Annotated in this window: 8 protein-coding genes; 2 read left to right on the top strand and 6 right to left on the bottom strand. The window is 68.0% G+C overall.

Annotation, left to right across the window (positions count from 1 at the left end):
* Positions 1-2: 2 nt before the first annotated feature.
* Positions 3-3,998 carry a phosphoribosylformylglycinamidine synthase gene (gene purL / locus ACSQ9E_RS08805; protein ID WP_436217472.1) on the bottom strand — a complete coding sequence of 1,332 codons (3,996 nt, stop codon included), beginning with the start codon at positions 3,996-3,998 and terminating at the stop codon, positions 3-5.
* Positions 3,999-4,106: 108 nt separating this feature from the next.
* Here purL and map point away from each other — a divergent pair, with 108 nt between their 5' ends.
* Both map and ACSQ9E_RS08795 read left to right on the top strand, forming a co-directional pair.
* Positions 4,107-4,958, top strand: a complete 852-nt coding sequence (map, locus tag ACSQ9E_RS08800; protein ID WP_436217471.1) for a type I methionyl aminopeptidase — start codon at positions 4,107-4,109, stop codon at positions 4,956-4,958.
* Between the two features lie 81 nt (positions 4,959-5,039).
* On the top strand, positions 5,040-7,631 hold the full coding sequence (locus tag ACSQ9E_RS08795) for a [protein-PII] uridylyltransferase (RefSeq protein WP_436217470.1): 2,592 nt from the start codon (positions 5,040-5,042) through the stop codon (positions 7,629-7,631).
* 3 nt (positions 7,632-7,634) lie between these two features.
* On the opposite strand, the gene paoC is transcribed toward ACSQ9E_RS08795, so the two are convergent.
* From paoC to ACSQ9E_RS08770, 5 genes are all read right to left on the bottom strand, one after another.
* Positions 7,635-9,842, bottom strand: coding sequence for an aldehyde oxidoreductase molybdenum-binding subunit PaoC (paoC, locus tag ACSQ9E_RS08790; RefSeq protein ID WP_436217469.1), 2,208 nt, complete (start codon positions 9,840-9,842; stop codon positions 7,635-7,637).
* Between the two features lie 3 nt (positions 9,843-9,845).
* Positions 9,846-10,796, bottom strand: a complete 951-nt coding sequence (locus tag ACSQ9E_RS08785) for an FAD binding domain-containing protein (RefSeq protein ID WP_436217468.1) — start codon at positions 10,794-10,796, stop codon at positions 9,846-9,848.
* Positions 10,793-11,449 carry an aldehyde dehydrogenase iron-sulfur subunit PaoA gene (gene paoA, locus ACSQ9E_RS08780; RefSeq protein WP_057265768.1) on the bottom strand — a complete coding sequence of 219 codons (657 nt, stop codon included), beginning with the start codon at positions 11,447-11,449 and terminating at the stop codon, positions 10,793-10,795. Before paoA ends, ACSQ9E_RS08785 begins: the two co-directional genes overlap by 4 nt.
* A 119-nt stretch (positions 11,450-11,568) precedes the next feature.
* On the bottom strand, positions 11,569-12,771 hold the full coding sequence (locus ACSQ9E_RS08775; protein WP_436217467.1) for a serine hydrolase domain-containing protein: 1,203 nt from the start codon (positions 12,769-12,771) through the stop codon (positions 11,569-11,571).
* A gap of 9 nt (positions 12,772-12,780) precedes the next feature.
* Positions 12,781-13,761: a Bug family tripartite tricarboxylate transporter substrate binding protein gene (locus ACSQ9E_RS08770; RefSeq protein ID WP_436217466.1), complete on the bottom strand. Its 981-nt coding sequence runs from the start codon at positions 13,759-13,761 to the stop codon at positions 12,781-12,783.
* Between the last annotated feature and the right edge of the window lie 48 nt (positions 13,762-13,809).

The following is a 13,809-nucleotide window of genomic DNA, read 5'->3' as shown; positions in this document are numbered from 1 at the left end:
GATCAGCCAACCCACTTGCGGGCATTTTGCCAAAGGCGCATCCACGGGCTCAGCTGGGTGCGGTCTTCGCTGGTCCAGCTCATCTGCACGTTGCGGAACACGCGCTCGGCGTGCGGCATCATGGCCGTGAAGCGGCCGTCGGCCGTGGTCACGGCGGTGAGGCCGCCCGCGCTGCCGTTGGGGTTGAAGGGGTACTGCTCGGTGGCCGCGCCGTGGTTGTCCACGTAGCGCATGGCCGCAATCGCCTTGTCGGCATTGCCGCGGTAGCGGAAGTTGGCATAGCCCTCGCCATGCGCCACGGCGATCGGCAGGCGGCTGCCGGTCATGCCCTGGAAGAACAGGCTGGGGGATTCAAGCACCTCCACCATCGACAGACGGGCCTCGAAGCGCTCGCTCTGGTTGGTGGTGAAGCGCGGCCAGTCCTGCGCACCGGGGATGATGTCGGCCAGCTCGGCAAACATCTGGCAGCCGTTGCATACGCCCAGGCCGAAGGTGTCCGTGCGGCCGAAGAAGCCCTGGAACTGCTCGGCCAGCACCGGGTTGAAGGTGATGCTGCGCGCCCAGCCGATGCCGGCACCCAGGGTGTCGCCATAGCTGAACCCGCCGCAGGCGACCACGCCCTTGAAGTCCGCCAGTTGGGCACGGCCGGTCTGCAAGTCGGTCATGTGCACATCGTAGGCCTCGAAGCCCGCTTCGGTGAAGGCATAGGCCATCTCGATGTGCGAGTTCACGCCCTGCTCACGCAGGATGGCGACCTTGGGGCGCGCGAGGTTGAGGTACGGCGCTGCCACGTTCTCGGCCGTATCGAATGTGAGGTGCACGTGCATGCCGGGATCGGCCGGGGCGCCGGCAGCGGCGTGCTCGGCATCGGCGTTGGCGGGGTTGTCGCGCTGCTGGCAGATCTTCCAGCTCACGGCGTCCCACACCTGGTGCAGATCGGTCAGCGGCGCGCTGAACACGGCCTTGGCATCGCGCCAGACCTGCAGCTCGCCCTTGCCGGCGTCGATGGTGGAAGACACGGGCCGCGTCTTGCCCACGAAATGGCTGAAGCGCGACAGGTGGTGCTCGCGCAGCAGCTGCATCACGTCGTTGCGCTCGGAGGTGCGCACCTGCAGCAGCACGCCCAGCTCTTCGTTGAACAGGGCCTTGAGCGTGAGTTCTTCGCGGCGTGCGCTGACCTGGGTCGCCCAGTTCTTGGCGTCGCCGGTTTCCATGCGGCTGTCGCTGATGCCGTCGCCTTCGGTGACCAGCAGGTCCACATTGAGCGACACGCCCACGTGGCCGGCAAAGGCCATTTCGGCGGCAGCGGCCAGCAGGCCGCCATCGCTGCGGTCATGGTAGGCCAGGATCTGGCCCTTGGCGCGCAGCGCGTTCACGGCGTTGACCAGGTTCACCAGGTCCTGCGGGTCGTCGAGGTCGGGCACCACATCGCCGCTCTGGTCCAGCGTCTGGCCCAGGATGCTGCCGCCCATGCGGCTCTGGCCCTTGCCCAGGTCGATCAGCACCAGGGTGGTGTCGGCTTCGGTCGCATCGAGCTGCGGCGTGAGCGTGCCGCGCACGTCGGCCAGCGAGGCGAAGGCGCTCACGATCAGGCTCACGGGCGAGGTGACCTTCTTCTTGTCGCCACCCTCTTGCCACTGCGTGCGCATGGACAGCGAATCCTTGCCCACAGGGATGGAGATACCCAGGGCCGGGCACAGCTCCATGCCCACGGCCTTCACCGTGGCGTACAGCGCGGCGTCTTCACCGGGTTCGCCACAGGCGGCCATCCAGTTGGCGCTGAGCTTGACGCGCGGCAGCTCGATGGGCGCGGCCAGCAGGTTGGTGATGGCCTCGGCCACGGCCATGCGGCCCGATGCGGGGGCGTTGATGGCGGCCAGCGGCGTGCGCTCTCCCATGCTCATGGCCTCGCCGGCAAAGCCCTTGTAGTCGGCCAGGGTCACGGCGCAATCGGCCACGGGCACCTGCCAGGGGCCCACCATCTGGTCGCGGTGCGACAGGCCGCCCACCGTGCGGTCGCCAATGGTGATGAGAAAGCGCTTGGACGCCACCGTGGGGTGGGCCAGCACGTCGATCACGGCCTTCTGCAGGGGCACGCCGGTGAGGTCCATGGGCGCGAACTGGCGCTCCACCGTGGCCACGTCGCGGTGCATCTTGGGCGGTTTGCCCAGCAGCACGTTCATGGGCATATCGACGGGGTTCTTCTGGTCGCCAGCGGCCACGGCCGTGTCTTCCAGCACCAGCTGGCGCTCTTCGGTGGCGGTGCCGATCACGGCAAAGGGGCAGCGCTCGCGCTCGCAGAAGGCCTGAAACTGGGCCAGCGAACCGGGGGCGATGGCCAGAACGTAGCGCTCCTGGCTCTCGTTGCTCCAGATTTCCTTGGGCGCCATGCCCGATTCTTCGAGCGGCACGGCGCGCAGGTCGAAGCGTGCACCGCGGCCGGCGTCGTTGGTCAGCTCGGGGAAGGCATTGGACAGGCCGCCCGCACCCACATCGTGGATGGCCAGGATGGGGTTGGCATCGCCCTGCGCCCAGCAGTGGTTGATGACCTCCTGTGCGCGGCGCTCGATCTCGGGGTTGCCGCGCTGCACGGAGTCGAAGTCGAGCTCGGCCGCATTCGTGCCGGTGGCCATGGAGCTGGCGGCGCTGCCGCCCATGCCGATGCGCATGCCGGGGCCGCCCAGCTGGATCAGCAGCGAGCCGGCGGGGAACTCGATCTTCTTGGTCAGGCCGGCGTCGATCACGCCCACGCCGCCCGCGATCATGATGGGCTTGTGGTAGCCGCGCTGCACGCCGCCTACGTTTTGCTCGTATTCACGGAAATAGCCGGCCAGGTTGGGCCGGCCGAATTCGTTGTTGAACGCCGCGCCGCCCAGCGGGCCTTCGACCATGATCTGCAGTGGGCTGGCGATGTGCTCGGGCTTGCCGACCTCGCTGCCCCAGAGCTTGGAGACCGTGAAGCCGGTCAGGCCCGCCTTGGGCTTGGAGCCCCGGCCGGTGGCGCCTTCGTCGCGGATTTCACCACCCGCGCCGGTGGAGGCACCGGGGAAGGGAGAGATCGCCGTGGGGTGGTTGTGCGTTTCCACCTTCATCAGCACATGCTGGAGAGCCTCGCTCTTGGCATAGCCCACCGTGCCGGCATCGCCCATGCGCGCCAGGAAACGCTCGACCTGGTGGCCTTCCATCACCGAGGCGTTGTCCGAATAGGCGATCACCGTGTGCTGGGGTGCCAGCTGGTGGGTGTTGCGGATCATGCCGAACAGGCTCTTGTCCTGCGCCACGCCGTCGATGGTGAACTCGGCGTTGAAAATCTTGTGACGGCAGTGCTCGCTGTTGGCCTGGGCGAACATCATCAGCTCGACGTCGCTGGGGTTGCGCGCCAGGCCGGTGAAGGCGTTGACCAGGTATTCGATCTCGTCCTCGGCCAGGGCCAGGCCGAAGCGGGTGTTGGCGGCCTCCAGCGCGGCACGGCCGCCGCCCAGCACATCCACATGCTCCATGGGGGCGGGCTGCAGCTCGGTGAACAGCGCTGCGGCGCCGCTGCGGTCGGCCACCACCGACTCGGTCATGCGGTCGTGCAGCAGGGCCGCGACCTGGGCCACCTGGTCGGCGCTCAGCTCGGGCGTGCCGCCCAAGAGGCCGGGCTTGAGAGCCACGCGGTATTCGGTGATGCGCTCCACGCGGCGGATCGCGATGCCGCAGTTGCGCGCGATGTCGGTGGCCTTGGAGGCCCAGGGCGAGAGCGTGCCCAGGCGCGGGGTGACGACGATGACCGCGCCATTGTCTGGGCCGGAATAGGGGTCCCCGTAGGTCAACAGGGCCGCCAGACGCTCCTGATCGGCTGGCGAGGGTGCCGCATCGGTGGCCACCAGGTGCACGAAGCGCGCAGCGATGCCAGTGATCTTGGGGTGGATGGCCTCGAGGGCAGGCTGGAGTTGCTGGGCGCGAAAGGTGCTGAGGGCGTTGCCGCCCGCCAGCGTGGTCATGTGCAAGGTCACGGTAGCGGCCTGTTGGGGTGTGAGGGGTACGGTGGGCGCCGCCGCCATCCGAAAAACGCAGGCTTGGTGGCGGTTAGCCTCCCATTTTAACCGGCGTCGCCCCACCGCATGCGCCGTCCGGCCCGCAATGGGATAATCCCCTCCATGAGCATCACCATCAAAACTGCACAGGACATCGAGGGCATGCGCGTCGCCTGCCGCCTGGCGTCTGAAGTGCTGGACTACATCGCCCCCCACATCAAGCCCGGAATCACCACCAACGAAATCGACCGGCTGGCCGCCGAATGCATGGTCCAGCAGGGCACGATTTCGGCCACGGTGGGCTACCAGCCGCCGGGCTACCCGCCCTACCCCAAGTCGCTGTGCACCTCGGTCAACAACGTGGTATGCCATGGCATTCCCAACGACAAGCCCCTGAAAAAGGGCGACATCGTGAACGTGGACGTCACCGTGATCACCAAGGAGGGCTGGTACGGCGACAACAGCCGCATGTACCTGATCGGCGAAACCTCCATCGCCGCCAAGCGCCTGTGCGCGGTGACCTTCGACGCCATGTGGCACGGCATCGTGCAGGTCAAGCCCGGCGCCCACCTGGGTGACATCGGCCACGCGATCCAGAAGTTTGCCGAAGGCCTGGGGTTTTCCATCGTGCGCGAGTTCTGCGGCCACGGCATCGGCCAGCGCTTCCATGAAGAGCCCCAGGTGCTGCACTACGGCAAGCCGGGCACGCTCGACGAACTCAAGCCCGGCATGGTGTTCACCATCGAGCCCATGATCAACGCCGGCCGCCGCGAGGTGAAGGACCATGGCAACGACGGCTGGACCATCGTCACCAAGGACCATAGCCTCTCGGCCCAGTGGGAGCACACGGTGCTGGTCACCGAGACGGGCTATGAGGTGATGACGCTGTCGGCCGGCTCGCCGCCGCTGCCGTCCTTTGTGACCGCCACAAAGACATAAAAAGTCAGCGGGAACCCCGCTGCGCACGACTCTTGCGTGGAACACTGCATGGCCATATCGACTGCAACGCCCCTATCGTCCATGACCGACATCCACGCCCTTCGGGACGCCTACCGCCGCGACAAGGCGGCACTGATGGCCTCCATCCAGGCCACAGGCGCCTCCACGCGCGGCATCCGGGTGCTGCTGCGCAAGCTCTCCACACTGGCCGGCGCCCTGCTGCAGGAGCTGTGGCGACGGGCCGAGCTGCCCCCCGACCTGGCCCTGGTGGCGGTGGGCGGGTTCGGGCGCGACCAGCTGTTCCCGTATTCCGACGTGGATGTGCTGCTGCTGCTGCCCGACGACCGGGCCGCCGATGGCTGCAGCGTGCTGCGGGCCCAGCTCGAAGCCTTCATCGGCAGCTGCTGGGACGCGGGGCTGGAAATCGGCTCCAGCGTACGCACCGTTACCGAATGCCTGGCCGAATCGGCCGCCGACGTGACGGTGCAGACCTCGCTGCTCGAAGCGCGGCAGATCTGCGGCAGCACCGGGCTGTTCGCGCAGTTCCAGGTGCAGTACCGCGCACAGATGGACCCGCAGGCCTTTCTGGTGGCCAAGACGCTGGAGATGCGCCAGCGCCACAACAAGTACGAGAACACCCCCTACGCGCTGGAGCCCAACTGCAAGGAGTCGCCCGGCGGCCTGCGCGACCTGCAGATGATCCTGTGGGTGGCCCGCGCGGCCGGCCTGGGCAGCACCTGGAAGGAGCTGGCCACCAGCGGCATGGCCACCGCCTTCGAGGTGCGCCAGATTGAGCGCAACGAGGCCGTGCTGTGCCTGATCCGCGCGCGCCTGCATGCCGCAGCCGGCCGTCACGAGGACCGCCTGGTGTTCGACCTGCAGACCACGGTGGCCGAATCCTTCGGCTACCGCTCGCAGGCGCCCGACGGCTCACGCCTGCCCATGCGCGCCAGCGAGGCCATGATGCGCCGCTACTACTGGGCGGCCAAGGCGGTCTCGCAGCTCAGCCAGATCCTGCTGCTCAACATCGAGGAGTCGCTCAACCCCTCGGCGCACGAACCGCGCCCCATCAACGAGCGCTTCTTCGAGAAGTCGGGCCTGATCGAGGTGGCCAGCGACGACCTGTACCTGAAGGACCCGCACGCCATCCTGGAGACCTTTCTGCTCTACCAGACCACCGTGGGGCTCAAGGACCTGTCGGCCCGTACCCTGCGGGCCCTGTACAACGCCCGCAGCGTGATGGACGGGGCCTTTCGCAGCGACCCGGTGAACCGCGCCGCCTTCATGCGCATCCTGCAGCAGCCCGCCGGCATCACGCATGCCATGCGACTCATGAACCAGACTTCGGTGCTGGGGCGCTACCTGTGGGCGTTTCGCGGCATCGTGGGGCAGATGCAGCACGACCTGTTCCACGTCTACACGGTGGACCAGCACATCCTGATGGTGCTGCGCAACGTGCGCCGCTTCTTCATGGCCGAGCATGCGCACGAATACCCCTTCTGCTCGCAACTGGCCGGCGGCTGGGACAAGCCCTGGATCCTGTACCTGGCCGCGTTGTTCCACGACATCGGCAAGGGCCGCGGTGGCGACCATTCGCAGATCGGCGCCATGGAGGTGCGGCGGTTCGCCCGCCAGCACGGCGTGGACCGCGAGGATGCGCAGCTCGTCGAATTCCTGGTCAGCGAGCACCTGGCCATGAGCCGCATCGCGCAAAAGGAAGACCTGAGCGACCCCGACGTGATCGCCGCCTTTGCCAAGCGCGTGGGCAATGAGCGCTACCTCACGGCGCTGTACCTGCTGACGGTGGCCGACATCCGCGGCACCAGCCCCAAGGTGTGGAACGCCTGGAAAGGCAAGCTGCTGGAAGACCTGTACCGCGCAACCTTGCGCGCCCTGGGCGGGCGGGCACCCGATGCCGCCGCCGAGGTCGAGGCGCGCAAGCGCGAGGCCCTGGTGCTGCTGGCCCTGAGCGCCCTGCCCTTCGAGGCGCACAAGGCCCTGTGGGCCACGCTGGACGTGAGCTACTTCATGCGCCACGAGGCCGCCGACATCGCCTGGCACACGCGCCACCTGTCGCGCCACGTGGGCGCGCCGCGCGCCGTGGTGCGTGCCCGCCAGTCGCTGGCCGGCGACGGCCTGCAGGTGATGGTCTACGCGCCCGACCAGGAAGACCTGTTCGCCCGCATCTGCGGCTACTTCGACCGCGCGGGCTTCAGCATCCTGGATGCGCGCGTGCACACGGCCAACAACCAGCATGCGCTCGATACCTTCCAGATCGTGGCCGACGACCAAGCCGGCCACTACCGCGAGCTGACCCACATGGTGGAGAGCGACCTGGTGCATGTGATCGAGGAAGGCGGCCCGCTGCCCGAGCCCACGCGCAAGCGCGTGTCGCGGCGGGTCAAGAGCTTCCCCATAGCCCCGCGCGTGACCCTGCGCCCGGACGAGAAGGCCCAGCGCTGGCTGTTGGCCATCTCGGCCAGCGACCGCGCGGGCCTGCTCTACCTGGTGGCCCGCGTGCTCGCCAACCACCACCTGAGCGTGCAACTGGCCAAGGTCAGCACCTTGGGCGAGCGGGTGGAAGACACCTTTTTGGTGCAGGGGCCCGAGCTGCAGAACAACGCGCGGCAGATCCAGATCGAGACGGAGCTGCTGCGCGAGCTGTCGAACTGATCGTCAGGTCACTTCAGGCAGCTTGTCGAGCAGCTTGTCCAGCGTGACGGGGTAGTCTCGCACCCGCACGCCCGTGGCGTTGAAGACCGCGTTGGCCACAGCCGCCGCCACGCCGCACAGGCCCAACTCGCCCACGCCCTTGGCCTTCATGGGCGAGGAGACCGGGTCCGTTTCGTCCAGGAAGATCACCTCCTGGTGCAGGATGTCGGAATGCACCGGCACCTCGTAGCCTGCCAGGTCGTGGTTGACGAAGAAGCCCTGGCGCTTGTCCACGGCCAGCTCTTCCATCAGCGCGGCGCCCACGCCCATGGTCATGGCGCCGATCACCTGGCTGCGCGCGGACTTGGGATTCAGGATGCGGCCGGCGGCGCACACCGCCAGCATGCGGCGCACGCGGATCTCGCCGGTGGCCACGTCCACCCCCACCTCCACGAAATGCGCGCCGAAGGTCGATTGCTGGTACTTCTTGTCCAGGTCGCCGTATTCGATGCTGTCCTCTACCACCAGTTCGCCACCCACGGCGGCCTCGGCCAGCGGTACGGAGCGCTCGCCCGAGCGCACCATGCCGTCGGCAAACACGGCGCCATCGACCGGCACGCCGAGCTTCTGCGCCACGGCCTCGCGCAGCTTCACGCAGGCGGCGTACACGCCGGCAGTGGACGAGTTGCCACCCCACTGCCCACCCGAGCCGGCCGACACGGGGAAGGCCGAGTCGCCCAGGCGCACCATGACCTTGTGGATGGGCACGCCCATCATCTCTGCAGCGGTCTGCGCGATGATGGTGTACGAGCCGGTGCCGATGTCGGTCATGTCGGTCTCCACCGTCACCACGCCTCGGCTGTTGAGGCGCACCCGCGCGCCCGACTTCATCACCATGTTGTTGCGAAACGCCGCCGCCACCCCCATGCCCACCAGCCAGCGGCCATCGCGCACCTGGCCGGGCTCGGCCCGGCGCTGGCCCCAGCCAAAGCGCTGGGCACCGGTGCGCAGGCACTCGATCAGCTGGCGCTGCGAGAAGGGTCGCTCGGGCTTTTCGGGGTCGACCTGGGTGTCGTTGATGATGCGCAGCTCCACCGGGTCGATGCCGAGCTTGGTGGCCATCTCGTCCATGGCGATTTCCAGCGCCATCAGCCCAGGAGCTTCGCCGGGCGCGCGCATGGCGTTGCCCTCGGGCAGGTCGAGCACGGCCAGGCGCGTGGCGGTGAGCCGGTGGGCGCCGGCGTAGAGCAGCCGTGTCTGGTTCACCGCCGTCTCGGGCTTGCCGTCCGGCAGATCGCCCGACCAGCTCTCGTGCGCAATGGCGCTGATCTTGCCGTTTTTGGCGGCGCCAATGCGGATGCGCTGGATGGTGGCGGGCCGGTGCGTGGTGTTGTTGGCCACCAGCGGCCGCTGCAGCGCCACCTTCACGGGCTGGCGCGCCGCCTTGGCGCCCAGGGCGGCCAGCAACACGTCGGCACGGGTGAAGAGCTTGCCGCCAAAGCCGCCGCCGACGAAGGGCGAGACCAGGCGTACATTGTCCTTGGGGATGCCCAGGGTCTTGGCCAGGTCGCCCACGCTCCAGTCGATCATCTGGTTGGAGGTCCACACCGTGAGCTTGTCGCCCTTCCACGCTGCCGTGGAGGCATGCGGCTCCATCATGGCGTGCGAGTGGTCGGGTGTGGTGTAGGTCGCATCGTGCTGCACCGGGGCGGTATCGAAAGCTTTCTCGAAATTGCCCTTGCGCGTGTCGGCGGGCGACCCATCCTGTTCGGGCGGCTTTTGCGCCGAGGGGCGGGCCGCAGCCAGATCGAAACGGCCGTTGGCGCGGCTGTACTGCACCTTCACCAATTGCGCAGCCGCCCGCGCCTGCTCGAAGGTCTGTGCCACCACCAGCGCAATGGCCTGGTGGTAGTGCGCGATCTCGGGGCCGCCGAGCAAGGCGGCAGTGTTGAACTGGCCCTTGCCGAGCTTGCCCGCAGTCTGCGCCGTGACGATGGTGATCACGCCCGGCGAGGCCTGTGCGGCGCGCAGGTCCATGGACTCGATGCGCCCCTTGGCGATGGCCGCACCCACCACTACGCCGTAGGCGGGGTTCTGCACCGCGTCGTGGCGCTCATAGGCGTAAGGGGCGGTGCCGCTGGTCTTCATGGGCCCGTCGATGCGGTCCGTGGGCTGGCCAATGAATTTGAGCTGATCAATGGGGTTGGTGGTGGCGGGGGTATCGAACTTCATGGCTCAGCTCCTTGCCTGCAACAGTACGGCGGCGATGGTGCGCTCGGCCAGCGTCAGCTTGAATGCGTTGTCGTGCGCCGGCTGCGCGCCAGCGAATAGCCTGGCTGCCACGGCCTTGGCGCCCTGGGGCATCTCGGCCTCAGCGGCCGCCACGCGCCAGGGCTTGTGGGCCACACCGCCCAGGGCGATGCGGCCGGTGCCATTGCGGTTCACGATGGCGGCCACCGATACGAGCGCAAAGGCGTAGGACGCGCGATCGCGCACCTTGCGGTAGATATGCGTGCCGCCCAAGGGCTTGGGCAGCGTGACGGAAGTGATGAGCTCACCCGGGGCCAGCACCGTCTCCACATGCGGGGTGGTGCCGGGCAGGCGGTGGAAGTCGGCGATGGGAATCACCCGCGTGCGGCCATCGCCGCGCACGGTCTCCACCGTGGCGTCAAGCACGCGCAGGGCCACGGCCATGTCGCTCGGGTGCGTGGCGATGCAGGCCGCGCTGGTGCCAACCACCGCATGCTGGCGCGTGACCCCGCCGATGGCGCTGCAGCCGCTGCCCGGCTGGCGCTTGTTGCAGGGCATGTGGGTGTCGTAGAAATACGGGCAGCGCGTGCGCTGCAGCAGGTTGCCGGCCGTGGTGGCCTTGTTGCGCAACTGGCCCGAGGCACCGGCCAGCAGTGCGCGCGAGAGCACCGCGTAGTCGCGTCGCACGCGCTCGTGCGCGGCCAGGTCGGTGTTGCGCGCCAGCGCGCCGATGCGCAGGCCGCCGTCGAGCGTGGGCTCTATCCTGTCGAGCTGCAAGGCGTTCACGTCCACCAGGTGCACGGGGTTTTCGATCTGCAGCTTCATCAGGTCCAGCAGGTTGGTGCCGCCGGCGATGAACCTGGCGCCGGGGACGCGTTCGACGGCGGCGGCCGCCTCTGCGGGGGACTGGGCGCGTTCGTAGGTGAAGGGCTTCATGCTTTTGCTCCCGCCGCCACTTCGGTGATGGCATCCACGATGTTCGAATAGGCGCCGCAGCGGCAGATGTTGCCGCTCATGCGCTCGCGCAGTTCATCGGCCGACAGCAGGGGCCGCGCCGTGAGGTCGGCGCTCACATGGCTCGGGATGCCCCGGCGGATCTCGTCGAGCACGCCCACCGCCGAGCAGATCTGCCCCGGCGTGCAATAACCGCACTGGTAGCCGTCGTGCTTGACGAAAGCCGCCTGCATGGGGTGCAGGTTGCGCGGCGTGCCCAGGCCTTCCACGGTGGTGACCTGCGCTCCCTCGTGCATGACAGCCAGGGTCAGGCACGAATTGATGCGCCGGCCATCCACGATCACCGTGCAGGCACCGCACTGGCCATGGTCGCAGCCCTTCTTGGTACCGGTAAGGTGCAGGTGCTCGCGCAGCGCGTCGAGCAGCGTGGTGCGGGTGTCCACCTCCAGCTCGCGCGGCTGGCTGTTCACGATGAACGTGACCTTGGCCATGGGGGTGGGCACGGTGACGCCGGGCGGCTGGGGCGCCACGGGTGTCTGGGCGTCGGCGGGCATGGCGGCTGTCGCCGCGCCGGAAGCGGCGCCGACGATCAGCAAATCGCGCCGGGAAATCGGCAGCGCAGTCGCTTGTTGCATGTTTTTGTCCTGTGGGGGCGGATCAATGCATGCTGGGCGCTGCAACCTTCCGCGCCATGGCGGCCGTGTCCTGATTTTCTGTAGGACCAGGCCCCGCCCTCTCCAAGAGACCTTGCGGGTCAGGCCCTGCAGGCCTGTATGAAGCTGTGCAGCTCCGCATCCCGGTCGTGCTCGTGTGCGCCCACGTAGCGCGGCTCGGGGTACACCGCCAGATTCACCACCACCAGCTTTTCGGCGCGGTGGATGTAGATGCGCTGGCCCGAATGGCCCATGGCCAGCATGGCGCCGTCATCGGTCAGCCACCAGCCAAAGCCGTAGCCCGTGACCCCCAACGAGCGCCGGGCGGGATGGAAATCCTCAGGGATGTCGAAGGCGCGGGTGGCCATGGCGTCCACCCAACCCGGGTGCAGGATGGCCGCGCCATCCTGCACGCCGTACGCCGCGACCAACGACGCCAGCCGCCCCATGTCGCGCAGAGACATGCCCGCGCGGCTGCCCGCGATCTCCTGACCGCCATCGGATTCGAGCGTGTAGTACGCATCGTCCTCCATGCCGCAGGGCTGCCATACGCGGGCGCTCATGTAGTCGGCCAGGGTCTGCCCCGTGGCCGCACACAGCACGCACCCGAGCAGGTAGGTATCGCCCGTGTTGTAGTGCCAGGTGCTGCCGGGCGCGTGCTGCGGGGGCACGGCCTGCAGCATGCGCAGCACCCCGCCCGGCACCTTGTCCGCGAGCGACTTGCTGTAGCGGTTCACGTCGGACTGCTTGTCGGTGTAGACCTCGGACCAGGCCACGCCCGAGGACATGGTCATCAGTTGCCGCACGGTGACCTCGGCGTAGCCGGACGCCTGCAGTTGCGGCAGGTAGCGCACCACCGGGTCGTCCACGCTGCCGATGGCGCCATCGCGCACGGCAGCGCCCACCAGTAGCGCCGTCATCGACTTCACGGTGGACATGGTGCTCCAGCGCTCACCCGGCTGCAGGCCCAGGCCATAGCGCTCGAGCACCACCTGGCCATCGCGGATCACGAGCAGGCCGGCCACGCTGTTGCGGTCCATGAAGTCCTCGACCGTGCGCGCCTCGCCCGCGTGGGCATAGTGCAGCTGCAGTTCACGGCCACGCACAACAGGTCTGGCGACTGGGCCACGCCGGATGGTGCGCGTGGCAAAGAGCTGGTCCACGATGCGGTAGCCATAGGCCTGCAAGGGGGGCGACCAGAGCAGGAAGTCCTCGCTGCGCGGCAGGTGCACCCTGGGTTGTGCGGTGGGGGCCGTGTCGATGGAAGGAGAAAAAGGCATGTCGGACACCGTATTGCGCTGCATGAAGGGTGCTCACTCGTTCTGGATGCCCAGGCGCTTGATGATCGGGCCCCATACCAGGGCCTCGTCCTGCATGGTCCTGGCGACCGCTTCGGGGCCCAGGGCCATGGGCGGGTCCATGAACAGCGCGTCCATGCGGGCCTTGACGGTCGGGTCGGCCCAGAACTTCCTCGTCTCGGCATTCAGCAGCGCCACCACCTCTCTGGGTGTGCCCTTGGGCACCATCAACCCATACCAGCCGCCGGCAGGGAAGTCCTTGAGCCCGGCTTCGTAGACCGTGGGCACATTTGGCAAGGCCGGTGAGCGCTGGCTGCCGAACACCAGCAACGGCACCACCTTGCCGCCCTTGGCCTGGGGCACCACGCTGGTGATGGCATCGGCCGTGACCTGGGTCTCGCCGCCCATGAGCCCGACCATGGCGGGGGCCGCGCCCTTATAGGGCACGTGGGTCATCTGCAGGCCATAGTGCTGCGCCAAGAACTCGACGTTGAGGTGCGTCGAATTGCCCTTGCCGGCAGACCCGTAGTTGAGCGAGTCGGGCTTGGCGCGGGCCAACCTGACAAGGTCGTCCAGCGACTTGATGCCCGACGCCGGATTGGCCACCAGCACCTGCGAGGTGCCCGCGAGCATCAGCACCGGATCGAAATCCTTCACCGGGTCGTAGGCGAGCGTCTTGTATGAGAAGCGGTTGAGCGACATGTTCGACGTGCTGCCGAACAGGATGGCGTAGCCATTGGCAGGCTGCTTGGCGACGTAGCTGGCCGCAATGCCGCCATTGGCACCGGGCTTGTTGTCGACCACCACGGGTTGCCCGAGCGATTTGCCCACATGGTCGGCCCAGGCCCGCGCCAGGCCATCTGCGGCACCGCCCGCGGCCACCGGCACGACCACGGTGATGGCCCTCGACGGATAGGCCTGCTGGGCCTGCAGCGGCATGGAGGCCAGAGCGCAAAGGCCCATCGCCAGGCTTGCGAGAAGAGGATGTGAAACCATGGATCGCCTTCGCAGTGAGTTGATTGCAGGGCAATGCTAAGCAGCGCG

The sequence above is a fragment of the Acidovorax sp. LjRoot118 genome, assembly GCF_964253575.1.
Classification (GTDB): domain Bacteria; phylum Pseudomonadota; class Gammaproteobacteria; order Burkholderiales; family Burkholderiaceae_C; genus Acidovorax.
This window is presented reverse-complemented; position numbering and strand designations above follow the sequence as displayed.

Coding starts and splice junctions, on each gene's coding strand:
- map (WP_436217471.1), top strand. CDS start 4,107: ATGCGCCGTCCGGCCCGCAATGGGATAATCCCCTCCATGAGCATCACC.
- ACSQ9E_RS08795 (WP_436217470.1), top strand. CDS start 5,040: ATGACCGACATCCACGCCCTTCGGGACGCCTACCGCCGCGACAAGGCG.
- paoC (WP_436217469.1), bottom strand. CDS start 9,842: ATGAAGTTCGATACCCCCGCCACCACCAACCCCATTGATCAGCTCAAA.
- ACSQ9E_RS08785 (WP_436217468.1), bottom strand. CDS start 10,796: ATGAAGCCCTTCACCTACGAACGCGCCCAGTCCCCCGCAGAGGCGGCC.
- paoA (WP_057265768.1), bottom strand. CDS start 11,449: ATGCAACAAGCGACTGCGCTGCCGATTTCCCGGCGCGATTTGCTGATC.
- ACSQ9E_RS08775 (WP_436217467.1), bottom strand. CDS start 12,771: ATGCAGCGCAATACGGTGTCCGACATGCCTTTTTCTCCTTCCATCGAC.
- ACSQ9E_RS08770 (WP_436217466.1), bottom strand. CDS start 13,761: ATGGTTTCACATCCTCTTCTCGCAAGCCTGGCGATGGGCCTTTGCGCT.